Source organism: Saccharothrix sp. CB00851 (genome assembly GCF_001905065.1).
GTDB lineage: Bacteria > Actinomycetota > Actinomycetes > Mycobacteriales > Pseudonocardiaceae > Actinosynnema.
In genome coordinates this window covers 163,888-190,114 of the sequence record NZ_LWLC01000005.1, presented here as the reverse complement: position 1 = coordinate 190,114, position 26,227 = coordinate 163,888, and the positions used below count along the sequence as shown (strand labels likewise).

At 72.9% G+C, this 26,227-nt stretch carries 26 protein-coding genes; 8 read left to right on the top strand and 18 right to left on the bottom strand.

Translation table 11 applies throughout. The features are described from left to right. Nucleotides 1–262: 262 nt before the first annotated feature. Nucleotides 263–1,879 (bottom strand): glycosyl hydrolase family 18 protein, encoded by a 1,617-nt coding sequence (locus A6A25_RS08120; RefSeq protein ID WP_073887302.1) that lies wholly within the window; start codon nucleotides 1,877–1,879, stop codon nucleotides 263–265. Between the two features lie 265 nt (nucleotides 1,880–2,144). Here A6A25_RS08120 and A6A25_RS08115 point away from each other — a divergent pair, with 265 nt between their 5' ends. Next, nucleotides 2,145–3,254 (top strand): serine hydrolase domain-containing protein, encoded by a 1,110-nt coding sequence (locus A6A25_RS08115; protein ID WP_083668107.1) that lies wholly within the window; start codon nucleotides 2,145–2,147, stop codon nucleotides 3,252–3,254. 75 nt (nucleotides 3,255–3,329) lie between these two features. On the opposite strand, the gene A6A25_RS08110 is transcribed toward A6A25_RS08115, so the two are convergent. The 4 genes from A6A25_RS08110 to A6A25_RS08095 all read right to left on the bottom strand — a co-directional run bounded on the left by A6A25_RS08110 (nucleotide 3,330) and on the right by A6A25_RS08095 (nucleotide 6,690). Further along, nucleotides 3,330–3,824 (bottom strand): carboxymuconolactone decarboxylase family protein, encoded by a 495-nt coding sequence (locus A6A25_RS08110; protein WP_073887298.1) that lies wholly within the window; start codon nucleotides 3,822–3,824, stop codon nucleotides 3,330–3,332. 44 nt (nucleotides 3,825–3,868) lie between these two features. Beyond that, a complete protein-coding gene (locus tag A6A25_RS08105) occupies nucleotides 3,869–5,044 on the bottom strand; it encodes a serine hydrolase domain-containing protein (RefSeq protein WP_073887296.1) in 1,176 nt (391 codons plus the stop codon). Nucleotides 5,045–5,212: 168 nt separating this feature from the next. Continuing rightward, nucleotides 5,213–5,674, bottom strand: coding sequence for a heme-degrading domain-containing protein (locus A6A25_RS08100; protein WP_073887295.1), 462 nt, complete (start codon nucleotides 5,672–5,674; stop codon nucleotides 5,213–5,215). Beyond that, the gene (locus A6A25_RS08095) at nucleotides 5,671–6,690 is read right to left on the bottom strand and encodes a Gfo/Idh/MocA family protein (RefSeq protein ID WP_073887294.1); all 1,020 of its coding nucleotides are present in this window, start codon (nucleotides 6,688–6,690) and stop codon (nucleotides 5,671–5,673) included. Before A6A25_RS08095 ends, A6A25_RS08100 begins: the two co-directional genes overlap by 4 nt. A gap of 54 nt (nucleotides 6,691–6,744) precedes the next feature. On the opposite strand from A6A25_RS08095, the gene A6A25_RS08090 reads away from it, so the two are divergent. Further along, nucleotides 6,745–7,800 (top strand): ROK family transcriptional regulator, encoded by a 1,056-nt coding sequence (locus tag A6A25_RS08090; protein ID WP_073887293.1) that lies wholly within the window; start codon nucleotides 6,745–6,747, stop codon nucleotides 7,798–7,800. A 78-nt stretch (nucleotides 7,801–7,878) separates the two neighbouring features. Beyond that, nucleotides 7,879–8,628 carry a PP2C family protein-serine/threonine phosphatase gene (locus tag A6A25_RS08085; protein WP_073887292.1) on the top strand — a complete coding sequence of 250 codons (750 nt, stop codon included), beginning with the start codon at nucleotides 7,879–7,881 and terminating at the stop codon, nucleotides 8,626–8,628. 24 nt (nucleotides 8,629–8,652) lie between these two features. Here A6A25_RS08085 and A6A25_RS08080 read toward each other — a convergent pair whose 3' ends face one another. Next, nucleotides 8,653–9,333 carry an ArsR/SmtB family transcription factor gene (locus A6A25_RS08080; RefSeq protein ID WP_073887291.1) on the bottom strand — a complete coding sequence of 227 codons (681 nt, stop codon included), beginning with the start codon at nucleotides 9,331–9,333 and terminating at the stop codon, nucleotides 8,653–8,655. A gap of 65 nt (nucleotides 9,334–9,398) precedes the next feature. Between A6A25_RS08080 and A6A25_RS08075 the strand changes: the two genes are divergently transcribed. Further along, nucleotides 9,399–10,682: an isocitrate lyase/PEP mutase family protein gene (locus A6A25_RS08075; protein WP_073887290.1), complete on the top strand. Its 1,284-nt coding sequence runs from the start codon at nucleotides 9,399–9,401 to the stop codon at nucleotides 10,680–10,682. Here A6A25_RS08075 and A6A25_RS08070 read toward each other — a convergent pair. The 3 genes from A6A25_RS08070 to A6A25_RS08060 all read right to left on the bottom strand — a co-directional run bounded on the left by A6A25_RS08070 (nucleotide 10,649) and on the right by A6A25_RS08060 (nucleotide 13,778). Continuing rightward, the gene (locus A6A25_RS08070; RefSeq protein ID WP_241828544.1) at nucleotides 10,649–11,752 is read right to left on the bottom strand and encodes an MFS transporter; all 1,104 of its coding nucleotides are present in this window, start codon (nucleotides 11,750–11,752) and stop codon (nucleotides 10,649–10,651) included. The genes A6A25_RS08075 and A6A25_RS08070 overlap by 34 nt on opposite strands. A 136-nt stretch (nucleotides 11,753–11,888) precedes the next feature. Further along, entirely contained in the window at nucleotides 11,889–13,181 is a 1,293-nt protein-coding gene (locus A6A25_RS08065) for a PepSY-associated TM helix domain-containing protein (protein ID WP_073887288.1), read from the bottom strand. Between the two features lie 72 nt (nucleotides 13,182–13,253). Next, complete coding sequence (locus A6A25_RS08060) at nucleotides 13,254–13,778, bottom strand: hypothetical protein (RefSeq protein ID WP_083668105.1); 525 nt, start codon at nucleotides 13,776–13,778, stop codon at nucleotides 13,254–13,256. Nucleotides 13,779–14,206: 428 nt separating this feature from the next. Between A6A25_RS08060 and A6A25_RS08055 the strand changes: the two genes are divergently transcribed. Then, the gene (locus A6A25_RS08055) at nucleotides 14,207–16,873 is read left to right on the top strand and encodes a helix-turn-helix transcriptional regulator (RefSeq protein WP_073887287.1); all 2,667 of its coding nucleotides are present in this window, start codon (nucleotides 14,207–14,209) and stop codon (nucleotides 16,871–16,873) included. Here the strand turns inward: A6A25_RS08055 and A6A25_RS08050 are convergent. After that, nucleotides 16,790–17,341 (bottom strand): DUF6328 family protein, encoded by a 552-nt coding sequence (locus A6A25_RS08050; protein ID WP_073887286.1) that lies wholly within the window; start codon nucleotides 17,339–17,341, stop codon nucleotides 16,790–16,792. The genes A6A25_RS08055 and A6A25_RS08050 overlap by 84 nt on opposite strands. A 43-nt stretch (nucleotides 17,342–17,384) precedes the next feature. Further along, on the bottom strand, nucleotides 17,385–18,158 hold the full coding sequence (locus tag A6A25_RS08045; RefSeq protein WP_073887285.1) for an NAD(P)H-binding protein: 774 nt from the start codon (nucleotides 18,156–18,158) through the stop codon (nucleotides 17,385–17,387). Here A6A25_RS08045 and A6A25_RS08040 point away from each other — a divergent pair. After that, entirely contained in the window at nucleotides 18,157–18,885 is a 729-nt protein-coding gene (locus A6A25_RS08040; RefSeq protein WP_158073694.1) for a helix-turn-helix domain-containing protein, read from the top strand. The two genes, A6A25_RS08045 and A6A25_RS08040, sit on opposite strands and share 2 nt — an antisense overlap. On the opposite strand, the gene A6A25_RS08035 is transcribed toward A6A25_RS08040, so the two are convergent. From A6A25_RS08035 to A6A25_RS08025, 3 genes are read right to left on the bottom strand one after another with little or no spacing between them, the layout of a single operon-like run. Then, on the bottom strand, nucleotides 18,882–19,388 hold the full coding sequence (locus A6A25_RS08035) for a GNAT family N-acetyltransferase (protein ID WP_073887284.1): 507 nt from the start codon (nucleotides 19,386–19,388) through the stop codon (nucleotides 18,882–18,884). The genes A6A25_RS08040 and A6A25_RS08035 overlap by 4 nt on opposite strands. A gap of 2 nt (nucleotides 19,389–19,390) precedes the next feature. Continuing rightward, entirely contained in the window at nucleotides 19,391–20,623 is a 1,233-nt protein-coding gene (locus A6A25_RS08030; RefSeq protein ID WP_073887283.1) for an MFS transporter, read from the bottom strand. A 24-nt stretch (nucleotides 20,624–20,647) separates the two neighbouring features. Beyond that, nucleotides 20,648–20,962 carry a hypothetical protein gene (locus A6A25_RS08025; protein WP_143193018.1) on the bottom strand — a complete coding sequence of 105 codons (315 nt, stop codon included), beginning with the start codon at nucleotides 20,960–20,962 and terminating at the stop codon, nucleotides 20,648–20,650. A gap of 90 nt (nucleotides 20,963–21,052) precedes the next feature. Between A6A25_RS08025 and A6A25_RS08020 the strand changes: the two genes are divergently transcribed. Then, nucleotides 21,053–21,505 (top strand): SRPBCC family protein, encoded by a 453-nt coding sequence (locus tag A6A25_RS08020; RefSeq protein ID WP_073887281.1) that lies wholly within the window; start codon nucleotides 21,053–21,055, stop codon nucleotides 21,503–21,505. 2 nt (nucleotides 21,506–21,507) lie between these two features. Here the strand turns inward: A6A25_RS08020 and A6A25_RS08015 are convergent, their stop codons facing one another. After that, nucleotides 21,508–22,494, bottom strand: a complete 987-nt coding sequence (locus A6A25_RS08015) for an aminotransferase class I/II-fold pyridoxal phosphate-dependent enzyme (protein ID WP_073887280.1) — start codon at nucleotides 22,492–22,494, stop codon at nucleotides 21,508–21,510. 37 nt (nucleotides 22,495–22,531) lie between these two features. Between A6A25_RS08015 and A6A25_RS08010 the strand changes: the two genes are divergently transcribed. Beyond that, nucleotides 22,532–23,413, top strand: a complete 882-nt coding sequence (locus A6A25_RS08010; protein ID WP_198932603.1) for a DMT family transporter — start codon at nucleotides 22,532–22,534, stop codon at nucleotides 23,411–23,413. Between the two features lie 14 nt (nucleotides 23,414–23,427). On the opposite strand, the gene A6A25_RS08005 is transcribed toward A6A25_RS08010, so the two are convergent. From A6A25_RS08005 to A6A25_RS07995, 3 genes are all read right to left on the bottom strand, one after another. Next, entirely contained in the window at nucleotides 23,428–24,669 is a 1,242-nt protein-coding gene (locus A6A25_RS08005; RefSeq protein ID WP_073887278.1) for an RNA polymerase sigma factor, read from the bottom strand. 60 nt (nucleotides 24,670–24,729) lie between these two features. Beyond that, the gene (locus tag A6A25_RS08000) at nucleotides 24,730–25,161 is read right to left on the bottom strand and encodes a YciI family protein (protein WP_073887277.1); all 432 of its coding nucleotides are present in this window, start codon (nucleotides 25,159–25,161) and stop codon (nucleotides 24,730–24,732) included. 134 nt (nucleotides 25,162–25,295) lie between these two features. Next, on the bottom strand, nucleotides 25,296–26,135 hold the full coding sequence (locus A6A25_RS07995) for an SDR family oxidoreductase (protein ID WP_083668103.1): 840 nt from the start codon (nucleotides 26,133–26,135) through the stop codon (nucleotides 25,296–25,298). Nucleotides 26,136–26,227: the final 92 nt, after the last annotated feature.

Here is a 26,227-nt window from a genome sequence, read left to right as displayed (position 1 = left end):
CAATCATGACCTACTACCAGGCCGAAGATTTGGAGACACGCCCTAGTCGGCCCGCGTTCCGAACGCGGAACTCACCGGTGCCGAACGTACGACTCTCGCGCCCTGAACGTAGGACACGCGCGAGAGTCGTACGTTCGCGCCGCGCGTGTCCTACGTTCGGAACGCGCGTGTCCTACGTTCAGGTACCCCGAGTTCAACGCTCAGGACGGCGAAGGGCCCTGCGGGGGAGACGCCCGCAGGGCCCTTCGTGGTGGTGCGGGTGTTACTTCAGGCCGTTGCCCATGGCGGTGACCAGCTCGCCGTTGGACGTGTCACCGTCGAGCGCCCAGAAGAACGCGCCGCCCAGGCCCTGGGTCTTGGCGTAGCCCATCTTGCCTCCGATGGTGGACGGGGTGTCGTAGCTCCACCACTGGTTGCCGCAGTGCGCGTACGCCGTGCCCGCGACCGTGCCGGTGGCCGGGCACTTGGTCTTGAGGACCTTGTAGTCCTCGATGCCCGCCTCGTAGGTGCCCGGCGCGGCGCCGGTCGCCGTGCCGCCCGGCGCGGACTGCGTCACGCCCGTCCAACCGCGGCCGTAGAAGCCGATGCCCAGCAGCAGCTTGGCCGCCGGCACGCCCTTGCCCTTCAGCTTCTGGATCGCCGCGTCGGAGTTGAACCCGGCGGTCGGGATGCCGGGGTACGAGGTCAGCGGCGAGTGCGGAGCCGTCGGGCCCTGCGCCGCCCACGCGCCGAAGTAGTCGTAGGTCATGACGTTGTACCAGTCGAGGTACTGCGCCGCGCCGCCGTAGTCGGCCGCGTCGATCTTGCCGCCGTTCGACCCGTCCGCCGTGATGGCGGCCGTGACGAGGTAGTTGGCGCCGAACCGGTTGCGCAGCGCCTGCGACAGCGTCTTGAACGAGCCGAAGCCGCTGGTGTCGCAGGTCAGACCGCAGGCGTTCGGGTACTCCCAGTCGATGTCGATGCCGTCGAACACGTCCGCCCAGCGCGGGTCCTCGACCAGCTTGTAGCACGACTCGGCGAACGCGGCCGGGTTCTGCGCCGCCTGGCCGAAGCCGCCGGACCAGGTCCAACCGCCGAACGACCACAGCACCTTGATGTGCGGGTACATCTTCTTCAACTTGCGCAGCTGGTTGAACGAGCCGCGCAGGGCGCCGGTGTCCCACGTGTCGGCGACGCCGTCGACGGAGTTGGCCGCGGTGTAGGCCATGTCGTAGTCGGCGTACGCGTCACCGATGGTGCACTGGCCGTTCTGCACGTTGCCGAACGCGTAGTTGATGTGCGTCAGCTTCGAGGCCGAGCCGGAGGTGTGGATGTTCTTGACGAAGTACTGACGGCCGTAGACGCCCCACTGGGTGAAGTAGCCCAGGTTCTTCCGCGAGCCGACCGGCGGGTTGCTGGTGGTCGTGGTGGTCGTCGTCGTGTCCGTGGTGGTCGTCGTCGTAGTGGTGGTCGTCGTGGTCGTGGTGGTTCCACCGGCGTCACACGACGCGCCGTTCAGCTTGCAGTTGGCCGGGCCGCTGTACGCGCCGGAGTACGCCACGTTGAAGCCGAAGCTCACCGTGCCGCCGACGCCGACGTTGCCGTTCCACGTGTTCTTCACCGTCACGTGCTGGCCGCTGGCGGTGTAGGAGCCGTCCCACAGGGAGCTGACCCGGTGGCCGGCGGGCAGGTCGAACTCGACCGTCCACGACGTGAGGGCGGTCGTGCCGCCGTTCTTGATCGTGTACTTGCCCTCGTAGCCGGTGCCCCAGTCCGAGCCCTTGCTGAAGGTGGCCGAGACGCCGCCCGCACCGCTGGCCGCGGGTGCGACGACCAGTCCCACCACCAACGTGGCGACCGCCACGAACAACGCTGTGACATGCCATCGGATCTTGGACATCGTGCTCCTTGTCAGGAAAGGAGTGCAGGGTTGACGCCACCATGTGGTTCAGACCACTTCACGGTCAAGGTCTAGACCATTGTCGTCACTCGAACGGAGTAGTGGAGAACCCTTCGGAACCGGTTCCGGAGAGCGTCGACCACTAAGGGTTGACGAGCCTAAAGTCTGACCCCCTCCCAGACCAGGGTCCGACGTGCGAACCCCGCCGGAAGGCCAGACTCGATCCCGTCGAGGGGGTCTCGACGGGGACGGAAGGAGGACCGCGTTGAGGGGCAAGAGGGGATTCGCCTTGGTCGCCGCCGTGGGGCTGGCGGTGGTGGGCGTCGGCGGGACGGCGGTGGCCGAGCCGTCGGTCGGGCAGGCCGGTCGCATCGACCGGCAGGTGCTGCAGCGGGTGTTGGACGACCTGACGCGCACGGGGGCGCAGGGTGTCCAGGTCCGCGTCGTGGACGGGCGGCACGAGTTCACCGCGCGCAGCGGCACCGCGCGGGTCGACTCGCCGCGCCCGGTGCCGACCGACGGTCGGTTCCGGATCGGCAGCATCACCAAGACGTTCGTCTCGACCGTCGTGCTCCAGCTGGTCGGCGAGGGGAAGGTCGAGCTGGACGCGCCGGTGCAGCGGTACCTGCCCGGCCTGCTGCCCGACGGCGACCGGATCACCGTGCGGCACCTGTTGCAGCACACCAGCGGGCTCTACAACTACACGTCCGCGTTACCGCTCGACCCGGAGGGCGTGGTCGGCATCCGGTACAAGACGTGGGCGCCCGCCGAGCTGGTGGCCCTGTCCACGGCGCGGCCGCTCGACTTCCAGCCCGGCACGGGCTGGTCGTACTCGAACACGAACTACGTCGTGGCCGGGATGCTGATCGAGAAGATCACCGGCCGGCCGTACGGCGTGGCGGTGGAGCAGCGCGTCCTGCGCCCGCTCGGCCTGCGGTCGACGTCCGTGCCGGGCACCCGCACCGACGTTCCCGGTCCGCACGCGCACGGGTACATCCGCGCGGGTGGGCAGGTGGTCGACATCACCGAGTTCAACCCGTCGGCCGCGTACGCGGCGGGCGAGATGATCTCCACGACGGCGGACCTGAACCGGTTCGCGGACGCGTTGCTGGAGGGCCGCCTGCTCCGCCCGGCGCAGCAGGCGGAGCTGTTGTCGGCCTCGCCGGCCACTCAGGGCTACGGCCTGGGGATCGAGGCCACGGACCTGCCGTGCGGCGTCACGGTCTGGGGCCACGGCGGCGGCATCCCCGGCTACGCCAGCCTGATGGTCAGCACGGCGGACACGAAGACCCGCATGGCGGCCTCGGTGACCTCCGCGCCCGACCCCGGTGACCTGGTGGGCCGCGAGGAGATGCTGATGGAGGTGTTCTGCTGACCCGGCCGGCGCCGTCGGGGCGCTGAACCGGTGAGGGCGCCGGGGGAGAGTCCGGCGCCCTCACCGCCCGACGCCTCAGCTCCGCCACTGCTCCGCGGGCGTGAGACCGGGGAGCGGCTTGCCGATGAGGGCGACGGGGATGAACAGGCAGACCTGGCCGATCGCCAGGGCGAGCGTGGTGAGCGCCTTCTCGTCGTAGTGGGCGGACGCTTCGGCGTACAGCTCGTCGGAGACGCGTTCGCCGTGCGGATTGGGGGTGAGGACGGCGTCGACGAGGGCCAGCGCGGCCCGTTCGGCGGCGGTGAAGTGGGGTGCGTCGCGCCAGGACGCGACAGCGGTGATGCGGTCCTCCGTCTCGCCCGCCTTGCGCAGGTTCGCCGTGTGCAGGGTGGTCAGGTAGGTGTTGCCGACGATCTGCCCGGCGCGCAGCTGCACCAGGCTGACGGTGGTCTGCGGGATCGAGCCGTTGCCGACGGCCTGGAACAGCCCTCCGGCGATCTGCGGCAGCTCCGGGATGAGCACGGAGGGGTTGGGCAGGCGGGACTGGAGGGTGTCCTGGGCGGAGGTCATGTCGGGTGAGTCCTTTCGGGATTCGGAGGTGGTCACTGCGGTTGTCACTGCGCTGACGTTTCGCGCGCGGCGGTTGTGACGGCGGCGGCCAGCCGGTCGTGCTCGGGGTAGGACCAGTCGTAGGCGAAGCGGCGGCGGGTGTAGCCGAACGCGATGCCGAGGAGGGGGTCGGCGAACGACTCCGCGCCCGCTGATCCGTTGTGGCCGAACGCGTTCGCGCTCAGGAACGGGTAGCGCAGGCCCTTGGCCTGGAACCCCAGCGCGTACTGGCCGGCCTCGCCGGTGACGAGGTCGCGACCGGTGGAGTGGAGCACGGCGAACTCGCCCGCGGTGTCGTGGTCGAGCAGCGGGTCCCGGCCGTCCAGCCCGAACACCGCCGCCGCGTACAACCCGGCCAGCCCGCGGGCGTTGCCGACGCCGCCGCCGGAGGCCTGGCCGAGCGCGCGCACCCGCCGGGTGTTGAGGAAGGCCACCTGGTCCAGCGGCGGGGTGGAGTTCAGGGCGTAACCGATGCCGGTGAGGCTGTGCGGTCCCGGGACGTCGGCCCAGAACGCGGCCAGCTCCTCCGGGCTCGCCTGCCCGGGGAGCACCTCCCGGTACCGGTCCTCCAGCGCCTCCGGCAGCCCGAGGTGGAGGTCCAACCCGTGGGGCGCCCGCACCCGCTCCTCGAAGTGCTCTTGCAGCGAGCGACCCGTGGCCCGGCGGACGACCTCGCCCACGATCGCGAACGTCACGAACCCGCCGTAGCCGTAGGCCGAGCCGGGCCGCCAGTACGGCCGCTGCCCGGCGAGCCGTCGTGCGAGCACCTCGTCGTCCGCGAGTTCCTCGGCGGTGAGGCCGCCGTCCACGCCGATCACGCCGGAACGGTGGGAGAGCACGTCCCGCAGGGTGATCCGGTCCTTGCCCGCGGCGGCGAACTCCGGCCAGTGGTGCGCCACGGCCCGGTCCAGCTCCAGCGCGCCGTCCTGCACCAGCACCGCCACCGTCACCGTCGCGGCGCCCTTGGTCGCGGAGTAGACGCCGGTCAGGGTGTCGCCGGAGACCGCGTCGGTGGCCCCGTCGCCGGAGACCGCGTCGCCGGACCACAGGTCGACCACTCGACGTCCGTGCGCGTAGACCGCCAACTGCGCGCCGCACCCCGGCTCGACCGCGCGGGCGAACTCCTCCCGCACCGCCTCGAAACCGTCCGCCACCGTGCCGCAGACCTCGCTGTCGCTCATCGCCGTGCCGCTCCGATCGTCGTGTCACCGATTCGTCGGTGGCATGACGCACGGGTCGCCGGGAATGTGACCGGACCGCGGAAACGCCCGACGGCCCGTCCGGGGGCAGGACGGGCCGTCGGGTGGGCAAGGGCGCGTCGGCTGGGCGGCAGCCGGCGCGCCCGGGGTCTAAGTGGTGGCGAGGAACTTCTCCACCTGTTCCACGACGAACGCGTGGTCGTCGGCCTGGGGCAGGCCGGACACGCCGACCGTGCCCACCAGGCCGACGCCGGCCACGTTCACCGGGAACACGCCACCGTGCGCGGCGTAGCGGTCGGGGTCCAGGCGGGAGTCCGCCTCGAACGTCTTGCCGCTCGCGCGGAAGCTCTCGCCGACCCGGTAGGAGCTCTGCCCGTACCGGTCGACGACCCGGCTCTTGCGGTCGATCCACTCGTCGTTGTCCGCCGACGTCCCGGGCAGCGCCGCGTGGAACAGGCGCTGCTGCCCGCGCCGCACCGAGATCGTCACGGGCAGGGACCGCTCGCGCGCGGCCTGGAGCAGGAACGCGCCCAGCGCCAGCGCCACCTCGTTGTCGAACGACGTGAACACCAGCCGTGCCTCCTGCTCGGCCAACGTCTCCAGCAAGCTCACGGCGACACCACCTGTCCGGTCCGGGCGGAGGTGAACGCCGCCTCGATCACTTCCAGCGCCCGCACGGCCGACTCCGGCTCGACCGGCAGCGGGCCGCCGTCGGTCAGCGCGGCGACCAGCAGCCGGTAGAACTCCGAGTACGCGCCGGGCAGCCCGACGACCTCCTCGGCGTCGGCCGGCAACCCCAACCGGCCATTTGTCGACAAATCGTCAAATGGCTTGCCTGCGGCCAGGGCTTCCTCCTGCCGGTCCAGGCCGTGCGAGACGTACGCGCCGGTCGAGCCCAGCACGCGCATCCTCGGCCCGTGGTCCGGCGCCGTGGAACTCGCCCAAAGGTGTGAACGCACCCCGTTCACGTGCGTCAGCGCCACGAAGACGTCGTCGTCCACCTCGACGCCGGGCCGCCGCCGGTCCAGCTCCGCGTAGACCGTCGACACCGGGCCGAACAGCTCCAACGCCTGGTCGACCAGGTGCGCGCCAAGGTCGTACAGCAGCCCGCCGGCCTCCTCGGGCGCGCCGAACTCGCGCCAGTTGTCCCACACCTCCGGCACCCACCGCTCGAACCGAGACTCGAACCGCGTCACCGTGCCCAGCGCGCCCTCGGCCAGCAGCGAGCGGACCGTGCGGAAGTCGCTGTCCCACCGCCGGTTCTGGAACACCGTCACCGGCACGCCCCGGTACTTCGCCGCCTGCAGCACCCGGTGGGCGTCGGCCGACGTCGGCGCGAACGGCTTGTCCACCACGACCGCCAAGCCCGCCTCGATCGCCGCCAGCGCCAGCGGCACGTGGGTGCGGTTCGGGGTGGCGACCACGACCACGTCCAGGTCGAGCGCGAACAGCTCCTCGACCGCCCGGGGCAGTCGGACACCGGGGTAGGTGGCCTGGGCGTGCGCCCGGCGGGTCGGGTCGGCGGTGACGACGGCGCTCAGCTCCAAGCCGGGCGTCGCCGCGATCAGCGGTGCGTGGAACACCCGGCCGGCGATGCCGTAGCCGAGCAGTCCGGTGCGGAGAGGCATGGCGACGATTAAAGCAACGGTGTGGAGTAAAAAGCCAGGTGCGATGATGGACCCGTGGCCAACTTGCGCTTCCTGCGGGGGTACAACGACGCGGTGGTGCTCGGGCTGGCCCGTTCCGGTGCGGTGACCAGGGTGGAACTGGCCGACCGCAGCGGGCTGACCCCGCAGGCGGTGTCCAAGGTGGTCAGCAGGCTCATCGACGACGGCCTGCTGGTCGAGTCCGGCACCCGCAACGTCGGCGTCGGCAAGCCGCGCACCCTGCTCAAGCTCGTCGCCGACTCCAGGCTCGCGCTCGGCGCCCAGGTCGAGCGCGACGAGCTGCGGGTCGTGCTCACCGACCTCGCGGGCACCGTGCTGGACCGGGCGGTCGCCCCGCTGCCGCGCGACTTCGACCCGCCGACGTTCGTGGAGGAGCTGAACCGGCTGGTCGACGGCCTGCGCAGCGAACGCCTCCGCGGTGAGCGCCTGCTCGGGGTGGGCATCGGGTTCGTCGGCCCGCTGGACCACCGCACGGGCGTCGTGCACTACCCGACCGGCCTGACCGAGTGGCACGACGTGCCGCTGCGCGCGTTGGCCGAACAACGGCTCGGCCTGCCGGTCGTGCTCGACAAGGACACCAACACCGCCGTGGTCGCCGAGGCGTGGCGGCGCGGCGAGGAGCTGCGCGACGCGGTGCTCGTGCTGGTCGGCACCGGCCTCGGCATCGGGATGCTGCTCGACGGCCGCGTGCACCGGGGCGTGCGCACGAACGCGGGCGAGTACGGGCACACCACCCTCCAGCTCGACGGCCCGCCGTGCGTCTGCGGGCGCAGCGGGTGCATCGAGGCGCTGCACAACCTCGCCGCCGCCCAGGGCGACCTGGTCGAGGCGACCGACATCGTGGGCGTGGCGGTAGCCGACCTGGTGCAGCTGCTCGACATCGACCACGTGGTGCTGGCCGGTCGCGCGGTGCTCGCCGAACCCACCGCCTACCTCGACGGCGTGCGGGCCAGGCTGCCCAAGGACGAGTGGCTGCCGGTGGACGTGTCGATCACCCCGCTGGGTGATGACGTGGTGGCGGCGGGGGCCGCGATGCTGCTCCTGAGCGAGTTCTACGGCCGTCCCCGCTGACCGACTCGGGCCGTCCCTGCCGGCCGGATTGGACATGCCCTGCTCACGGGCACTCGTGCGGGTGATTCACTGTGCGGCATGTATGCGCTCCGGTACGCCGTCGGCACCGACCCCGGCCTGCGCCGTGAAGCGAACGAGGACTCCGTGTACTTCAGCGAACGCCTGCTCGCCGTCGCCGACGGCATGGGCGGGCACGCGTACGGCGAAGTGGCGAGTTCGATCGCGGTGGCGGTGCTGGCCGACCTCGACGTGGAGGCCGACGACCCACTCGGCGAGCTGTCCGGGGCGGCGCGGGAGATCGCCATCCGGCTGACCGACCTGGCCGAGGAGAACTTCGACATGCGCGGCATGGGCACCACGCTCACCGCGCTGCTGTGGGACGACGAGCGGTTCGCGGTCGGGCACATCGGCGACTCGCGCTGCTACGTCGTCCGCGAGGGCGAGCTGACCCAGATCACCCGCGACCACACCATGGTCCAGGCGTTGGTGGACGACGGGCGGATGGCCGCCGAGCAGGCCGCCGAGCACCCCGGCCGGTCGATGCTCATGCGCGCGTTGCAGGCGGGCAGCGCTCACGACCCGGACTTGTTCTTCCAGGACGTCGAGGCGGGCGACCGGTACCTGATCTGCTCGGACGGCCTGTCGGACGTGGTGAGCGCGGCGGAGATCGCCCAGTTGCTGACCGCGTCGGCGGACGGTGACGAGACCGTGCGGGCGTTGATCGAGGCGGCCAACGCGCGTGGCGGGCCGGACAACATCACCTGCGTCGTGGTCGACGTGCTGCCCGCGGGCAACTCGTCCTGGCTGCCGAAGTGGCTGACGCGCTAGACGTCTGTCCACAGAGGACTGGTTTCAGGCGGGCGGTGACACGCCGAGCAGGTCGCGCAGGGCCGTCTCGCCGGTCGGGGTGAGCCGGACCGCGCGTCCCGTGCCGATCCTGCGCACCCAGTCGTTGGCGTGGAGGTGGGCGCACACGTGCGCGCCCACCGCGCCCGCGAGGTGCGATCGGCGTTCGGTCCAGTCCAGGCACGGCCTGGCGAGCGGTCGGCGAGTGGCCGGTGGGGTGAACGCGAACTCGTGCCTGAGCCACGCGAGGCCGTCGTCGGTGACGGCGAGGTCGTCGGTGAGCAGGCCGCGGGCCGTCATGGCGTCGGTGATGGTCACGCCGAGGCGGCCGGCCAGGTGGTCGTAGCACGTCCGGCCGCGGCGCAGGGCCTGGTTGGCGGCGGACGCGCGCAACGTCGGCTTCGGCGGGTCGGTGGGACCGAGGTAGGCGAGCAGGTCTTCGAGCAGGCGTGCCTGCTTCGGGCCGGCCAGCTGGACGTAGCGGTGGCGGCCCTGGCGGCGTTCGACCAGGAGACCGCCCTGGACCAGGCGGGTCAGGTGCTCGCTGGCCGTGGACGGCGCGACTTCGGCGGCTTGGGCCAGTTCACCGGACGTCCACGCGCGGCCGTCCAGGAGCGCGAGCAGGAAGCGGGCTCGGCTGCGGTCGGCCAGCAGGGCGGCGAGGGTCGCCAGTTCGTCGGCTGCCATGGGGTCATTGTGCGCTCGTGACGGTTCGGCGAGCGCCGAAGTGATGGCGGCCTACGTTGGGCGGCATGAGCGTGCTGAGGAATTCGTCCTACGTGGTTCCGCCCGTGCCGCCTGCGTCGGCCGGGGTGGCTTGGCTGCGGGCGGGGGTGGCGCGGTTCAGCGAGGGCGCGGACCACGTGCGGCGGCGGGCGTCGGTCGAGCGGGTGCTGGCGCGGGTCGACCCCGCGTCGGTGCGGCGGGCCGGTGAGCCGGTGGCCGTGCTGGCGGAGGCGTTGGGGCTGCCGCGGTCCGTCGCGCCGGACGTCGGCGTGGTGGCTTCGTGCTACCAGCCGCACCTACCCGTCACGGCCGAGGCGGACGCGGCGGTGGCACGGCTGGTCGCGGCGTGCGGTGGGGCGTGGGACGAGGAGACGGCCAACCTGATCGGGGTGCTGGTGCAGGCCGGTGCGGCGACCCGGGCGATGATCGCGGGGCAGGAGCCGCCGGTACCCGTGACGCGGCGGGTCGCGCCGGACGGTTCGGTGGTCGAGGTGGACCTGCGTGACGCGTGGTTCGGTGCCGGGCGGCACGCGTGCCCGGGGCAGGCGCACGCGGTGGCGCTGGTGGAGGGCTCGCGGGCGTTCCACCGGTTGCACGACGACTTCCTGGTGCTGCCGAACGCGTGGGACTTCGCGTCGGCGGCGGCTTTCGCGCGGGCCGGGTTCACGGCGGTGGGCACGACGAGCCTGGGCGTGGCGGTGGCGCACGGGCTGCCGGACGCGGCGGGGGTGGCGCGGGCGGAGACAGTGGCGTTGGCGCGGCTGCTGGTGCGGCTGCCCGTGCCGGTGACGGTGGACGTGGAGGCGGGGTTCGGTGACGCGCGCGGGCTGGCGGCGGAGCTGTGGGAGTTGGGCGTCGCGGGCGTGAACGTGGAGGACGGCCGCGGCGCCGGCCTGGCCGATCCGGCGGAGCAGGCGGCGATCATCCGCGCGGTCAAGGAGACCGCACCGGGCTTGTTCGTCAACGCGCGCGTCGACACGCACTGGCTGTCCGTAGACCGGGCCTCCACCCTCCGCCGCGCGCAGACCTACGTGGACGCCGGCGCGGACGGCATCTTCGTCCCGGGCCTCGACCAGGAGCCCGAGATCACCGCCATCGTCGCCGCCGTCCCCGTTCCCCTGAACACCCTCCCCTCACTGCCCACCGACACCCTGCGCGACTTGGGCGTCCGCCGCGTCAGCACGGGCTCGCTCCCGTTCCGCGCCGCCCTGGCCGAAGCCGTCCGCACCGCCACCGCGGTCCGCTCGGGCGGCCCCACCCCCACCGACCTGCCCACCTACCCCGAAACCCAATCCCTCGCCGCCCCGTGAGTCGAACGCCCGCGCCGGCCGGAAAACGGCAGCAGGAACGCGGGTACCAGCACGACGACCGCCACCGCCACCACACCGCCCAACACCCAAGCCCCGTACACGGCGAACGCGAACACCTCACTGGCCAACCCCGCCACCGACGTCACGGTCGCCCGCGCGTCACCCGTGATCCGCGCCTGCAACCGCGCCTCCGCGCTCACCCACACCAGCCGGTACACGCCGTAGAACACGGCCACGCCCGCGAGCCCCGCCGGGTGCGCGACCACCCCCAGCACGCCCAGCAGCACCGCCGAAGCACCCAGCAGCACGCCCAGCGGCAGCCGCGTGCCGCCCAGCGCCGCACCGGCGGCACCGGCCAGCGGGATCGCCAACGTCGCCAGGGGCACCAGCGCCACCGGGACCCGCCAGTCCGCCGCGATCAGCGGGAAGTACTCCTCGAACGCGTCGATCGCCGCCAGCATCGCCACCACCAGCACCGAGAGCCGCACGTCCGGCACGCGCACGGCCTCGGCCAGCCCGGACCGCACCAGCGCCAGGTAACCCGAAGGTTCCGGTCGAGGGGTCTCCGGCAGCCGGATCGCCACCAGGGCCGCACCCAAGCACGTCGCCACGCTCACCCACCCGGCGAGCACGAAGCCGCCCGCCGAGAACAGCGCCACGGCCAGCAACGCGGCCGGGATCTGGGCCAGCAGGCCGACCGCGGTGACCCGGCCGAGCACGCGTCCGAAGTGCGCGGCGGCACCGGCTTCCGCCAGCCCGTCGTGCAGCAGTGCTTCCACCGCGCCGGACGACATCGCACCGCCGACGCCCCACAGCACGAAACCCGCGGCGAACCCGGTGAACCCGGGCAGCACGGTCCACACCGCGTAACCGGCCGCCTGGCACACCCCGGCGCCGACGATCGACCACTTGCGGGATAACCGGTCCGCGAACGCGCCGAACGGCACCTCCGCCACGACCGCGACCGTCGACCAGATCGCGAACAGCGCGGAGACCTCGGCGTCGGACAACCCGGTGGACACGAACAGCAGCGCGTACAGCGGGTAGATCGGCACGGTGTCGGCCAGCACCGCCCAGCCCACCGCGAGGCGGGCCAGCGGCCGAGCCGGGGGCGGTAGGGGGCGTCAACCAAAGCGCATGGCTGGAGGCTAACCCGCACCCGGCTCGGCCGTCTCGCCGTTTACCGGCCCGAGCGGCGCACGTGGCTCATCCGGCGACCGGCGCCGACTCGGCCGTCGACTCGCTGGCCTTCCGTCGCCGCGAGCGTGCGCTCAGCACCGCGTCGACCAGCAGGAACGCCACCAGGCTCACCCCGAGCAGCGGCACGAACCAGCCCACGACCGCGGCCACCACGAGCACGGCCACGAGCTGCGCCCGCGGCACCCTCCGCCACTGCCCGCGCGGCACCGGCCGGCCGAAGCCGAGGGTCGGCCGGCGCAGCCACCAGATCCGGTAGCCCAGGACCACCATCGTCACCAGGCCGAGCCCGACGGCCAGCAGCAGGAGCTGGTTGGGCCAGCCGAAGAGCACGCCCATGTGCAGGTCGATGCCCCACCGGGTGAGCTTGGCCGCCAACGGGTAGTCGGCGAACCGCACCTCGTCCACCACGTCCCCGTTGACCGCGACCGCGTCCACCTGCGTGGGCCACGAGCGGTCGATCTCGGTGACGTTCCACGGCATGCCCGCCATCGGCGGCACGGTGATCTCGATCAGCCCCGCGTCGATGCCCGCCGACCGGGCGGTGGCCAGCACGGAGTCCACCTGGCCCGGGGGCGCCGGGATGGGGTTGGACATGTCGTGCCCGGAGTGGTCGCCGCCGCCCGCCAGCGCCGGCGTGGTCCAGTTGAGCGCCTTGCGCAGGTCGGCGACGTTCTCACCGGCGTAGGCCGACCAGGTCAGCCCGGTCGCGGACAGGAACAGCGCGCCGACCAGCACCCACAGGCCCACGGTCGCGTGCTTGCGGGTGGTCGGCTTGGTGCGTTGCGCGCGCCGGCGGCTGAACCAGAGGAACAGGCCGCCCAACGCCACCACCCACAGCCAGGACGCGGCCAGCTCGCTGTAGAGCCGGCCGGGTTCGCCGAGCAGCAGGTTGCGGTGGAGCTGGTCGATGGTGGTGCGCAGCGGCAGCACGCCGCTGGTGCCGTAGGTCATCAGCTCGCCGACCACGGCGCCGTCGGCGGGGTTCACGAACACGGTCGGCCGCGCGTCGCCGTCACTGGCGAACAGCACGCGGGTCGTGGCGCCCGGCTCGGGCGCGGGGCGGATGGCGACCAGGTCGTCGTCCGGTCGGGTGGCCACCGCGGCCTTCACCTGCTCCGACAGCGGCACGGACGACGTGGACGCGGGCACCCGCAGGTGGTCCGCGTACAGCCACGACTCCAGTTGCGGTGTCGCGGCGTAGAGCACGCCGGTGAGGGCGGCGATCAGCACGAACGGGCCGACGAGCACGCCCGCGTAGAAGTGGAAGCGCAGCACGAGGCCGCGCCAGGACTCGGTCATGGCGAGAACTCCTGGGTACGGGGGGACGCCACCGGCCCGGACGCGGGACGGTGGTGGGGAGGTGCGGCATACCTAGGAGATCGGGGGACCCCGTCGGGGGAGCGTGCGGCGGCGCAGCACTTCGGAGAGGGGCTGTGGCGGGTGCGCGGCGATCGGGATGCGCAGCGGCGCGAACGCGGGCGGCGGGCACAGCGGGCGCGGCAGCACGGCGGCCAGGGCCGCGGCCAACCGGAACACGGCTTGCTCGAAGCCCGCCAGGGCGGCGACGACGATCGCCGTGGCCACGACGTGGGTCAGCAGCATCGACGGCGACGGCAGCACCTCGCGCGGGTGCCGCGACAGCACGCCGAGGAACACGTGCGCGGCCACCTGCACCACGCCGACCAGGCCGAGCAGGTCGGCGAACCCGAGTTGCCGGTCGGCCAGCGGCACGCACGTCCACGCCATGGCCAGCGCGAACACCAGCACGTGGGGCAGGGACGGCACGTGGCCGCCGCCGGTCGCGTGGGCGAGCACGGCCAGCAGGCCGGTGCACAGGCCGACCGCGCCGCAGCGCAGGACGCGCGCGGCGCCTCGCGTCGGGGCAGCCGTTGCCACGCTTCCGCAGCGTAGTGGCCCCGTCCAGGGCGGGAGAAGGACGAATGTTCGGTGCCCGCCGAACGGGCTCGCCGGACTCCGTTGTCCGGGCGACCGCTATTCGTGGCTATTCACCAACCCGGGTGGAATGTTGCCCGCCCGATTGGAATATCGCCGGTCAGTTGTAGGGCATTCCGCCGAACGGGCTGGTGGAGAGCTGCGCGGCAGTCGTGAAGGAGGCCACCAGCAGGACGGCGACGAGCACTCGGGCGATTCGCATGCGTTCTCCAGTCGACAGGGACGGGGAATTCCGGCGATTACCGTGGCAGCAGTCGGAGGGGCGCGGAGCGGAATCGGCGTGAACAATCGGATAACTGGTTGACGATCAGGTTAATTGCCACGCAATGTAACATCTTGTTAACCCGCCGTTAGCGCCGTATTCTCACGGTGTGCGCGCCGTCACACTGCGTCTCGCGGGCCGCGAGCGTGAGCTGGGCCGCCTCCTGGCGCTGGTGGACGAGCTGTCCGGGGGGCGGGGCACCGCGCTGCTCGTCGAGGGCGAGCCGGGGATCGGCAAGACGGCGCTGGTCCGGGCGGTGTGCGACGCGGCGGCGGCCCGCGGTTTCCGGGTGTGCCGGGGCGCGGGTGACGAGCTGGGCCGTCCCCTCCCGCTGCTGCCGCTGCTCGACGCGCTCGCCGTGGCCAGGTCCGAGAGCGCCGCGGTCACCGCCGAACGCCTGCTGGCGCGTGTGGACGACCTGTGCGCGATCGGCCCGGTGGTGCTGGTGCTGGACGACCTGCAGTGGGCGGACGAGGCGAGCGTCGCGGTGTGGCGGCGACTGGCGGGTCTGGTGCCGCAGCTGCCGCTGCTGCTGATCGGCCTGCTGCGGCCGTTGCCGCGCCGGGACGACCTGGCCGTGCTGCGCAAGGGCGTGCCCCGGCTGTCGTTACCGCGCCTGGCGCCGGCCGCGGTGGTGGAGCTGACCGGCCACCTGGCGGGCGGCACGCCGGACGAGGCGTTGGCGCGGCTGGCCGAGGACGCCGGCGGCAACCCGCTCTACCTGGTCGAACTGGTCGAGGCGCTGTTGCGCGGTGCCGCCGTCGAGGTCGACGCCACCGGCACGGCCCGGCTGGTCGACGCCGGCGTGCCGCCGTCGCTGTCGGCCGCGATCGCGGACCGCATCGGGTTCCTCGGCGCGGACGTGCGGCGCGTGCTGGTGGCCGCCGCGCTGCTCGGGGTGGACTTCCCGGTCGCCGACCTGGCCGCGGTGCTCGGGCAGCGGGTGGTGGACCTGCTGCCCGCGTTGCAGGAGGCGACCGTGGCGGGCGTGCTGGTGGACGGCACGGCCGGCCTGTCGTTCCGGCACCCGCTGGTGCGCACCGCGCTGTACGACGAGGTGCCCGAGGCGGCACGGGCCGCGTGGCACGCCGAAGCGGCACGGGCGCTGGCCGACACGGGCGCGGGCGTGGACCGGGTGACCCGGCAGCTGCTCGCCGCCGACGACCGGATGCCCGACTGGGCGACGGACTGGCTGGTCGCGCACGGCTCGGTGCTCGTCGCGCACGCGCCCGAGGCCGCCGTGGACCTGTTCGGCCGGGTCGTGGTCGCGCCGAACGCCGGTGCCCGGCGCGGTGTGCTGCTGGCGCACCTGGCCGAGGCGAGGTTCCGGCTGGGCGACCACCACGGCGCGGAAGCCGTCGCGCTGGCCGGGCTGGAGCACGGCACGCTCGTGGACCTGCACTGGACGTTGGCGCAGTGCCGCAGCATGACCGGGCGTTCGGCCGAGACGTTGGTGGAGGTGGAGCGCGCGCTCGCGGCACCGGACGTCACGCCGTCGGACCGGGCCCGGCTGCTCGTGCTGGCCGCCCGCGCGCACTGGGACATCGGCGAGCTGGACGACGCCGAACGGCTCGCGCAGGCCGCGCTGGTCGGCGGCGACCGGTGGGCCACGAGCTGGGCGCTGCACGTGCGCACGATCGTGGCGATGGCGCGTGGCCGGATGGCCGAGGCGCTGCCGCTGTTCGACCGGGCGCTGGCGGTGGCCATGGGTGAGCCGGCGGCGTCGGACCTGCGGCTGCTGCTGCAGATCAACCAGGCCGTGACGCTGGGCGAGCTGGACCGCGGCGCCGAGGCGATCGCGTCCGCGCAGGTGGTGCGGCACGCGGCCGACCAGGTCGGCAACCTGGTCCGGCTCGCGCAGGCGCAGAGCGCGTTGGGGCAGCTGCTGCTGGACGCGGGCCGGTGGGACGAGGCGCTGGTCGACGTCGACCTGCTGGCCGACGACCTCAAGCACCCGATGGCGTCGCGGTGCGACCACGGCGTGGCGGCGTTGATCCACCTGCACCGCGGTGACGCGGCGGGTGCCCGGAGCCACCTCGACGCGGCGGGCACGGGGTTGGAAGGGCACGTGATCGGGCCGTTGGCGCTGGCCGTGAGCCTGTCGCTGGAGCAGGCCGGCCGGGTGCGCGAGGCGTGGTCGGTGCTGACCGGCTGGGACTGCGTGGAAGACCTGCTGCCGGACTTCGTGCGGCTGGCCGTGGAACTGGGCGAGGACGCCGCCGCGGCGGTCGCGCACGCCGAGGTGCTGGCCGCCGAACCGGCCGTGCCGCACCGCCGGGCGTCCGCCGCCTACTGCCGGGCGCTGGTGTCGGCCGACCCGGTCGGGCTGCTGCACGCGGCCGAGGAGTACCGGTCGGCGGGACGGCCGCTGTTCCGGGCCAAGGCGCTGGCCGGTGCGGCGGAGCTGTTCGCGGCGGCGGGCGACCGGACGTCGGCGCGGGCGGCGTTGAGCCACGCCGTGGACGTGCACGCGGAACTCGGCGCGGACTGGGACTCGACCCGGTTGCTGGCCCGGTTGCGCGTGCACGGCATCCGGCGCGGCCCGCACGCCAAGCACCGGCGGGCCACGCACGGCTGGGAGAGCCTGACGCCGATGGAGCTGAAGGTCACCGAGCTCGTGGTGACCGGGTTGTCGAACCGGCAGATCGGGGAACGGCTGTTCCTGTCCGGCCGCACGGTCGCCACGCACGTGTCACACGTGCTCGCGAAGCTCGGCGTGCGGTCGCGCACCGACATCGCCCGTGAGGCCGTCCGGCACCTGGGCGCGTCGGGTTAAGCGGTAGCGCAAGGGCAAGAGGTACCACCAGAAGCTGAACCAGGCCACGATGCCGCCGGTGACCCACACGGCGGGCCACCGGCCGAGCACCACGTCCAGGATCAGCAGCAACGCCGCCGCCGGCGCGAGCTTGAGCAGCACCAGCCCCGCCAGCAGCAGGTGGCTCGACGTGCGCACGAGCTGCGACTTGAGCCGGCGCCGGAACACCAGGCGGTGGAACGGCGCCGGCGCGATCAGCAGCGCGGTGGAGGTCGCGCCCAGCACCAGGCTGAGCACGTAGACGTCGAGCTGGAACGTGTTCAGGGTGCCGAACTTCGGCGTGAACGCCAGGGTGAGCAGGAACGCCAGCAACAACTGCACGCCGGTCTGCGCGACCCGCATCTCCTGCAATATCTCCCCGTAGTTCCGGTCGTCGCGCTGTGCCGGGGTCTCGTCGCGGGCGGGGGTGTTCCACTGGTCGTCGTTCATGGGTCCACTGTGTCCGCGCACGTTCGCGGAGACATCGGTCGGCCTACGTAGACGCGAGCCCCGGGAAGCACTCGCGCGCCCAAGTGGCGTAAGTACGCGGCGGACGGCCCAGGACGTGCTCGACGTCGTCCGACAGGACCGAGACGTCCTCGACGCGGATCGTGGACATGGCCTCGGCGTACGCCGCGGGCAGGACTTCCGGTCCCGCGTCCACTGAGGACAGCCCGCGGCCGAGGGCGTCAGCCAGCACGGCGACCTGGTCGGGGATGGCGAGGAGTTCCGGGCCGGTGAGCGTGTACGTCCGCCCGTGGTGGTCGTGGAGCAGGGCTTGCACCGCCACCTCCGCGATGTCGCGCGGGTCCACGACGCCGAGCTTGATCGGACCCATGGCGTTCGGGATCGGCTCGCCGGCGGCGATCAGCGGAGCCCACTGGAGCGAGTTCGACGCGAACACGGTGGGGCGCAACAACGTCCACGCCGCGAACGCGCGCACCGCCTCTTCACCGGGACGGTGCCACGCGGCGACCGGGCCGACCGGGATGGCGGACAGCTTCACCACCTTGGTCACACCCGCGCGCTTGGCGGCGTCCAGCACGGCCGAGTCGTAGGCGGGCAGGTCCGGCGTGCCCGGCCCGAGCAGGAACAGCGCGTCCACGCCCTCGAAGGCCCGGTCCAGGGACGCCGGGTCGGTGTGGTCGCCGTGGACCTGGTCGCCGGTGGGGGTGCGGGACATGGTGCGGAAGTCGACGTCGCGGTCGGTGAGGAGGCGGACGACTTCGCGGCCGACGGTGCCGGTGGCACCCGTGATCAGGAACATGCCACGAGTCTGGTTCGCCGGGGTCGGGAAGGTCTTGGACGTTTCGGCGGTTGTCGTGGCCGTGGAGCGGGGATTGCGGCCGTGGGTCAGCACTATCGGTAGCCAGTCGTTCGAGGGTGACACGTACGTCCTCGAACCCGACCCGGCCGCCACGCTGGTGGTGTGCTCGCGGACCAAGGGGGCGGTGGTCGTCGGGCCGCGGGACCGGGCGCGGTACTACGCCTGGCGATCGGCGTGGCGGACGGTCGTGCGGTTGACGCCGGGGCGTGCGCAGGCGGTGCTGGACGTGCCGGTGGACGAGTTGGCCGGCCGGATCGTGCCGTTGAGCGAGCTGTGGGGCCGGTCGGTGGATGACGAGGCCGAGTTGGTGTCGGTGCTGCTCGACCGGGTCTCGTCGGCCGATCCGCGGCGGTCGGACCTGGTGCACGCGGCGGCACGGCTGCTGCGCACGCGGGGCGTGGCGGAGACGGCGCGGGCGTTGGGTCTGAGCGAACGGCACCTGCGAACGCTGTTCACCAGGGCGGTCGGGTTGTCGCCCAAGCAGTACGCGCGGGTCGACCGGGTGCGGCGGGTGGTGGCGCGGGGCAGGCGCGGCGAGTGGGCACAACTGGCGGCCGAGCTGGGCTACTACGACCAGGCCCACCTGACCCGCGAGTTCCGGGCCACGATGGGCGTGCCGCCCGGCGCTTACGTGTCCGGCGACCTGCCGGCGGCTTCTCCCTGCTAGAGGTCCCGGGCGAAGAACAGCGCGATCTCGCCCTCGGCGGGCGTGCCCCGGTAGAACGTGGTGTCCAGGCCGCACAACGCGAACCCCATCCGCTCGTAGGCGCGCACGGCGGGCACGTTCACCGATGACGTCTCCAGCCACGCGGTCAGCGCGCCGTGCTCGCGGCCGTGGGCGCAGGCGTGGTCCACCAGTGCCCGACCGATGCCGCGCCCGCGGTGGCCGGGGGCGACGGTCACCTGCCCGATCACCAGCCGCCGGTGCCAGTCTTCGAGGTCGACGCTGACGAACCCGCGCACGCGGGGGCCGTCCGCGGCGACGAACACCGTGCCGCCCGGGTCGTCGTCGGGTGGGAAGACCTTGTGCAACGGCGGGTCGACCGCCGTCGGTCGCAGGGTGAAGCCATCGGCCGTGACCACGACGTCGAGCACGGTGTCGGTGGTGAACGAGTCGTCCAGCGCGGCGACCTGGTCGAGGTCGGCGGGACGGGCGCGGCGCAGTTCCACGGCTACATCCTGGCCCGGCGGACGGCGGAGCAGGTCATGCCGAGGGCGGTGCCGAGCAGGCCGACCACGGCGATCCACAGCGCGGGCCGGTTGCCCAGCCAGTCGGCCAGCGCGCCGCCCAGCAGCGCGCCGAACACGATCATGGCCCGGTTGACCGACCGCATGGTGGCGTTCATCCGGCCCATCAACCGGTCGGGCGTGATCGACTGCCGGTAGGCCATTTCCAGCGGGGAGTCCAGGACGGCGGACAGGAAGAACACGAACTGCGCCGCGCACAGCAGCACGAACCCCATCGTGCTCGACGTGGCCAACGGGACCAGCGCGTAGCCGACGGGGGTGAGCCAGCGCGCCGCCACGATCACCGGGCCGACGCCGAACCGCCGTCCCGCCGGGCCCGACAACGACGCGCCGAGCAACCCGCCGACACCGCCCACGGCGAACGTGACGCCGAACAGGAAGGCGTCGAAGCGCAGTTCGTCCAGCACCAACACCGTGTACGCGGCCGTGACCATGGAGACGCACAGGAACCAGGCGTGCGACCCGAGGGCGAGCGGCCGGAGCACCTCGTGCCGGTAGACCCACCGCAGCCCTTCCCGCACCTCACCGCGCAGGTCGCGGGCCACCGGCGCCTCGACGGGCCGTTCGCGAGTGCGCAGGGTGGCCAGCACCAGGCCCGAGACGAGGTAGGACACCGCGTCGACCAGCACGGCGAGCGGTCCGCCGATGAACTTGACCAGCGCGCCGCCGACGAGCGGCCCGAGGCCCTGCGCGGCGGACCGCGTCTGCTCCAGCCGGGCGTTGGCGTCGGTGAGGCGTTCGGTCGGCACGAGCAGCGGCAGGAACGACTGGTGTGCCGCGTCGTAGAACAGGGACAACGTCCCGAACACCACCACCAGCGCGATCAGCAGCGGCATGGTGAGCGTGCCGGTGAACGCCGCCAGCGGGATCAGCGCCAGCACCGCGGCGCGGGCCAGGTCCGTGCCGATCAGCACCGGCAGCCTGCGGCGTCGGTCCACCAACGCGCCCGCGACCAGCCCGAACAGCAGGTACGGCAACCAGCGCGCGGCTTCGAGCATGCCCGCCTCGGTGGCGGTCGCGCCGAGCGTCAACACCGCCACGGCCTTGAGCGCCAACGTGGTGACGTGCGTGCCGGCCAACGACACCGTGTCGGCGGCCCAGAACCGGACGAACTCCTTGTGGTGCACCAGCGTGGTGCGTTCTGTGCGGTCGCTCATGCGGCCACCCCCTCCGCCAGCCTCTCAAACCCTGGCGCGCACCAGGGAGGCGGCCTCAGTCAGCCGGGCCGCTTCCCGTTCGGTGAGGTTGGGGTCCGCGCGCCGGAACGCGACCGCGTGGTCGAGGTGATCGGCCGGGCGCCCACCGGCGTGCGTGAGGAACGCGGGGAGGGCCGCGTTCGCGATCCCGGACAGCGGCGAGTCGTCCACGGCGACCTGGGCGGTGATCAGGGCGGTGACCGCGATGTCGAGGTCCGGCGGTCCCTCCGCGGTGTCGCGCCAGTCGATCACGACGGGGCCGGTCGGGCTCAGGATCACGTCCTGCGGTGTCCTGCGCACGCCGCCACCCTTCCCGCGGATCACCTCGGCGCGAGGTCAGCCGGGCGACACCCGTGCGGCCGAGTCGTTTTCGGGTCGTAGGGTCGGCGGATGACGCGTTTCGAGGTCGTCACCGCGGTCGCCGCGCCGCCGCGGCGGGTCTTCGACGTCTCGCTGGAGGTCGAGGTGCACACCGGCTCCATGGCGGGCTCGGGCGAACGGGCCGTCGGTGGCGTCACGTCCGGCCGGCTCGGTGCCGGGGACACGGTGACCTGGCAGGCCAGGCACTTCGGCGTGAGGTGGCGGATGACGTCCCTGATCAGCGCCTACGACCCGCCGCGGTACTTCGTGGACGAGCAGGTGCGCGGCCCGTTCCGGCGCTGGCGCCACGCGCACCACTTCGAGCCGGACGGGCACGGTGGGACGCTCATGCGCGACGTGGTCGAGTTCGCCGCCCCGTTCGGCCCGCTGGGCGCCGTCGTCGGGTTCGCCCTGCTCAACCGGTACATGCACCGGCTGATCGTGGTGCGCAACGAGCACGTGAAAGCCGTTGCCGAGGCCTGAGCTCACCGGTCCGACGCGCGGGCCAGCGCGCGGCCGATGATCCGGGCGGCGTCGGGGAAGCGGTCGGGGTCCGGGCCGGAGAAGTTCAGCCGGATGAACGAGCCGGACGGCTCGGCCGGGAACCACTCGGCACCGGGCGCGATCACGACGCCCTCGGCTTCGCAGTCGCGGGCGAGCCGGTCCCGGTCGGTCTCGTCGGGCAGCCGGGCCCACAGGTTCAGGCCACCGGGCGGCACGTGCTCCAGGTGCGCGTCCGGCACGTGCTCGGCGAGGCTGTCGACCAGCAGGTCGCGCCGGGCGCGCAGCTCGTGGCGCAGGGCGCGCAGGTGGGTGCGCCACCCGAATTGGGTGACGACGTCGAGCGCCGCGGCCTGCAGCACCCCGCTGACGTACATGGACTCCGCCAGCAGCGGCCGGCCGGCGCCGACCAGGGCCCGGAAGATCGAGCTGAGGCCGCTCTGGCTGCCGGGCAGGACCACGACGTCGCGCGCGGCGGGTGGGGCCACCCCGGTCGGCGTGGCCTGGCCGAGTTCGCCCGCGAACCACGCCCGCAGCTCCGGCAGGCCGGCGGTGTCCGACCTGGCCAGGGCCGTGTCGGCGCGGGCGGCACGGGCGAGCGCGGCGCGCACCAGCCGTTCGGGGAGCAGGGCGCGGTCGGGGTAGCCGGAGTGCAGCCCGATCGCGTCCGGCAGCTGCCCGCGCAGGGGCGTGGCCAGGACGGGGGCTCGCGGTGACCGGAGGGCGCCGGTCTGCCAGCCGTAGTCCGGCGGCCGCACGGTCCGCACGGCGCGGACGAACGTGCCCACGCCGGGGCGGGACTCCACGAGCCCCGCCGAGGCGAGCGCGTGCATCGCCTTCTGGACGGTCACGGGGCCCGCGCCGTACTGCGCCATCAGCGCCCGGTTGGACGGCATCCGCGCGCCCGGCGGAGCTTGCGCGATCCACGCGCGCAGACCGGCCACGATGCGCGCGGTGCTATCGTTGGACATGTTGGCAGACGATAGCGTTACTGTCCGTCCGGCGCCGGTGCTATCGCCTGTGCGCGCGGGCCTGGGGTGGGGCCTGCTCGGCGTGGTGGCGTTCTCGTTCACCGTTCCCCTCACCCGGATCGCGGTCGCGGGACTGTCCCCGCTGTTCATCGGCTCCGCCCGCGCGGTCGTCGCGGCGCTGCTCGCCGGTGCCGCGCTCGCCCTCACCCGGCAGACCCGGCCGACCGGTGCGCAGTGGGCGCGGCTGGCCGTGGTCGCGGGCGGTGTCGTCGCGGGCTTCCCGCTGCTGACCTCCTACGCGCTCACCACCGCGTCGGCCGGGCACAGCGCCGTGGTGATCGCGTTGCTGCCGGCCGCGACCGCGGTCATGGCCGTGGTGCGGGGCAAGGAACGGCCACCGTCGGCGTTCTGGGGCACGGCAGCGGCCGGTGTGGTCGCCGCGCTGGTGTTCGCGTCGCTGTCGGGTGACGGGTTCGGGCCGCCGCGCTGGTCGGACCTGCTGTTGTTCGGCGCGGTCGCCACGGCCGCGGTCGGTTACGCGGAAGGCGGGTTGCTGGCCCGCGAACTCGGCTCCTGGCAGACGGTGTCGTGGGCGCTGGTGCTGTCCTCGCCCGTGATGGTCACGTTGGCCGCGGTCTCGGCGGTCCAGCGGCCACCGACGGGGACGGCCGGGCAGTGGGCGGCGTTCGGCTACCTGGCCGTGGTGAGCATGTTCCTGGGCTTCTTCGCCTGGTACCGCGGCCTGGCCATCGGGCCGATGGCGCGGGTCAGCCAGGTGCAGCTGGTCCAGCCCGTGCTGACCATCGGGTGGGCGGCGCTGCTGCTGCGCGAGCGGCTGACCTGGCCGACCCTGCTGGGCGGTGTCGCCGTGGTCGGGTGCGCGGCCCTCGCGGTGCGCATCCGCCTCGACCGCCGTTGACCTCGGTGGAACCGTCAGCAGCCGGCGGCGCGGTCCAGTAGCAGCTTGCGCTCCCGCTCGTTGCGGGTGAGCCCGGCGGCCCGTTCGAACTCCTCGCGCGCCTCGGCGTGCCTGCCGAGCTTGACCAGCAGGTCGCCGCGCACGCTCGGCAGCAGGTGGTAGCCCTTCAACGCGGGCTCGTCCACCAGCTCGTCCACCAGTTCGAGCCCCACCTGCGGGCCGAACGCCATCCCGATCGCCACCGCGTGGTTCAGCTCGATGATCGGTGACGGCGCGACCAGCGACAACGCCTCGTAGAGCCCGGCGATGCGGGTCCAGTCGGTGTCCTCCGGCACGCGGGCCCGCGCGTGGCACACCGCGATCGCCGCCTGCAACGCGTACGGTCCGCCCGCGCCGCCCAGCGACTCGGCCTTCGCCAACGCCGTCAGGCCGCGGCGGATCAGCAGCTGGTCCCACCGGGCCCGGTTCTGGTCCAGCAGCAGCACGGGTTCGCCGTCCGGGCCGACCCGCGCCTTGGCCCGGGACGCCTGGATCTCCAGCAGCGCCACCAGGCCGTGCACCTCGGGTTCGCGCGGCATCAGGCCGGCCAGCACGCGGGCCAGCCGCAACGCGTCCTCGCACAGCGCCGGGCGCATCCAGTCGTCGCCCGCGGTGGCCGAGTAGCCCTCGTTGAAGATCAGGTAGATCACGCCGAGCACGGACGACAGCCGGGCGTCCCGCTCGTCCTCCGCCGGCACCTCGAACGGGACACCGGCCTTGGCCAGCGCCTTCTTGGCCCGCACGATCCGCTGCGCCACGGTCGCCTCGGGCACCAGGTACGCGCGGGCGATCTCCTCGGTGGTCAGGCCGCCGAGCATGCGGAGGGTCAGCGCCACCTGCGCCTCGGTGGACAGCACCGGGTGGCACGCGGTGAACACCAGCCGCAGCAGGTCGTCGTCGATGTCACCGACCTTGGCCGCGGCGTCGGGCGCGTGGTCGTGCTCGGTGTCGCGCCCGATCTGCTCCAGCTTGCGCTGGTAGTTCTGCCTGCGCCGGATCAGGTCGACGGCCCGGTTCTTCGCCGCCGTCATCAGCCACGCGCCCGGGTTGCGCGGCACGCCGTGCTCCGGCCACTGCTCCAGGGCGCTGACCAGCGCGTCCTGGGCCAGTTCCTCGGCCAAGCCGACGTCGCGCACCATCCGCGCCAGGCCGGCGATCAGCCGGGCGGACTCGATCCGCCACACCGCCTCGACCGCACGCCGCGCATCGGTAGCCATCACGACCTGGGATCAGATCAGCTACCGATGCGCGGCGGCAAGCGGAGGTGGGTCGGGAGATCAGCCCTGGGCGCGGGCCTCGTCCTGCTGGGCGCGCAGCTCGCGCTCGCGCTCCTTGAGCTCCTCGGAGGCGTTGACGAAGTCGTCCTCGGTGAAGACCTGCCGGATCTCGATCTGGGACTCCTCGCCCGTCGGGTTCGGCACCCGCTTCACCCACTCGACCGCCTCTTCCAGCGACTTGACCTCGATCAGCCAGAAGCCCGCGATCAGCTCCTTGGTCTCGGTGAACGGGCCGTCGACGACCGTGCGCTGATCGCCGGAGAAGTAGACCCGCGCGCCCTTGGCGCTGGGGTGCAGACCCTCGCCCGCCAGCAGCACGCCCGCCTTGACCAGCTCCTCGTTGAACGCGGCCATCTCGTTGAGCATCTCCGCGCTCGGCTGGGCCCCGGCCTCGGTCTCCTCGGTCGCCTTCACGATCACCATGAAACGCATTGTGGTTCTCCCTGTCGGTTCGTCCGGCCGGTCCATCCTGGCCTCTACTGACGCGACGAACGAAGGGGGTCCTGGTTCGACACGGTCGCCGATTTTTCTTCAAGATTTTTTAGCGGGCCGCTGACCAGCGGTTTTCATGTGATGGGTGAGCCTCCGGTCACGCCGATGACCTCGCCGGTGATGTAACTGGACTCGGCGGAGGCGAGGAAGACGTACAGCGGCGCGAGCTCGGCGGGCTGCCCGGCGCGGCCCATGGGCGCCTGCTCGCCGAAGCTCTCCACCTTCTCCGGCGGCATGGTGGCCGGGATGAGCGGCGTCCACACCGGACCGGGCGCGACCGAGTTGGCCCGGATCTTGCGGTCGACCAGGTTCTGCGCCAGGCCCTTGGTGAAGTTCACGATCGCCGCCTTGCTGGTGGCGTAGTCGAGGAGCTGGAACGACGGCTGGAAGCCCTGGATGGACGACGTGGTGATGATCGAGGAGCCCTCGGGCATGTGCGGCACGGCCGCCTTGCACAGCCAGAACATCGCGTACACGTTGGTCTTCATGACGCGGTCGAACTGCTCGCTGGTGATGTCGAGCAGCCCGCCCTCCTGCGACATCTGGTAGGCGGCGTTGCTGACCAGGACGTCGATCCGGCCGAACTCCTCGACCGCGCGGGCCACGACGGCCGCGCAGTGCGACTCCTCCCGCAGGTCACCGGGCACGGTCACCGCCTTGCGCCCGGCCTCCTCCACCAGCCGCGCGGTGTCGCGGGCGTCCTTCTCCTCGTCGGGCAGGTAGGTGATGAGCACGTCGGCGCCCTCGCGCGCGAACGCCAGCGCGACGGCACGGCCGATGCCGGAGTCGCCGCCGGTGATCATGGTCTTCTTGTCGGTGAGCCGTCCCGTGCCGCGGTAGGTCGCCTCGCCGTGGTCTGGGGTGGGACGGACGTCGTCGGTCAGCCCGGGGTATGCGATGGGGGTCTCGGCCATGTCCGCAGGGTGCCCACGGGCGTGCGGCCTGAACACGCGGCGAGGGCGCACCTCCGGGTGGAGGTGCGCCCTCGGGCGGGTGGTTCTCGCCG

What these genes read in the sequence shown, in the direction of transcription:
- A6A25_RS08120 (WP_073887302.1), bottom strand. Translation starts at nt 1,879, where the DNA reads ATGTCCAAGATCCGATGGCATGTCACAGCGTTGTTCGTGGCGGTCGCC.
- A6A25_RS08110 (WP_073887298.1), bottom strand. Translation starts at nt 3,824, where the DNA reads ATGACCTCCGCCCAGGACACCCTCCAGTCCCGCCTGCCCAACCCCTCC.
- A6A25_RS08105 (WP_073887296.1), bottom strand. Translation starts at nt 5,044, where the DNA reads ATGAGCGACAGCGAGGTCTGCGGCACGGTGGCGGACGGTTTCGAGGCG.
- A6A25_RS08095 (WP_073887294.1), bottom strand. Translation starts at nt 6,690, where the DNA reads ATGCCTCTCCGCACCGGACTGCTCGGCTACGGCATCGCCGGCCGGGTG.
- A6A25_RS08085 (WP_073887292.1), top strand. Translation starts at nt 7,879, where the DNA reads ATGTATGCGCTCCGGTACGCCGTCGGCACCGACCCCGGCCTGCGCCGT.
- A6A25_RS08080 (WP_073887291.1), bottom strand. Translation starts at nt 9,333, where the DNA reads ATGGCAGCCGACGAACTGGCGACCCTCGCCGCCCTGCTGGCCGACCGC.
- A6A25_RS08075 (WP_073887290.1), top strand. Translation starts at nt 9,399, where the DNA reads ATGAGCGTGCTGAGGAATTCGTCCTACGTGGTTCCGCCCGTGCCGCCT.
- A6A25_RS08065 (WP_073887288.1), bottom strand. Translation starts at nt 13,181, where the DNA reads ATGACCGAGTCCTGGCGCGGCCTCGTGCTGCGCTTCCACTTCTACGCG.
- A6A25_RS08050 (WP_073887286.1), bottom strand. Translation starts at nt 17,341, where the DNA reads ATGAACGACGACCAGTGGAACACCCCCGCCCGCGACGAGACCCCGGCA.
- A6A25_RS08040 (WP_158073694.1), top strand. Translation starts at nt 18,157, where the DNA reads ATGCCACGAGTCTGGTTCGCCGGGGTCGGGAAGGTCTTGGACGTTTCG.
- A6A25_RS08045 (WP_073887285.1), bottom strand. Translation starts at nt 18,158, where the DNA reads ATGTTCCTGATCACGGGTGCCACCGGCACCGTCGGCCGCGAAGTCGTC.
- A6A25_RS08030 (WP_073887283.1), bottom strand. Translation starts at nt 20,623, where the DNA reads ATGAGCGACCGCACAGAACGCACCACGCTGGTGCACCACAAGGAGTTC.
- A6A25_RS08020 (WP_073887281.1), top strand. Translation starts at nt 21,053, where the DNA reads ATGACGCGTTTCGAGGTCGTCACCGCGGTCGCCGCGCCGCCGCGGCGG.
- A6A25_RS08015 (WP_073887280.1), bottom strand. Translation starts at nt 22,494, where the DNA reads ATGTCCAACGATAGCACCGCGCGCATCGTGGCCGGTCTGCGCGCGTGG.
- A6A25_RS08005 (WP_073887278.1), bottom strand. Translation starts at nt 24,669, where the DNA reads ATGGCTACCGATGCGCGGCGTGCGGTCGAGGCGGTGTGGCGGATCGAG.
- A6A25_RS08000 (WP_073887277.1), bottom strand. Translation starts at nt 25,161, where the DNA reads ATGCGTTTCATGGTGATCGTGAAGGCGACCGAGGAGACCGAGGCCGGG.
- A6A25_RS07995 (WP_083668103.1), bottom strand. Translation starts at nt 26,135, where the DNA reads ATGGCCGAGACCCCCATCGCATACCCCGGGCTGACCGACGACGTCCGT.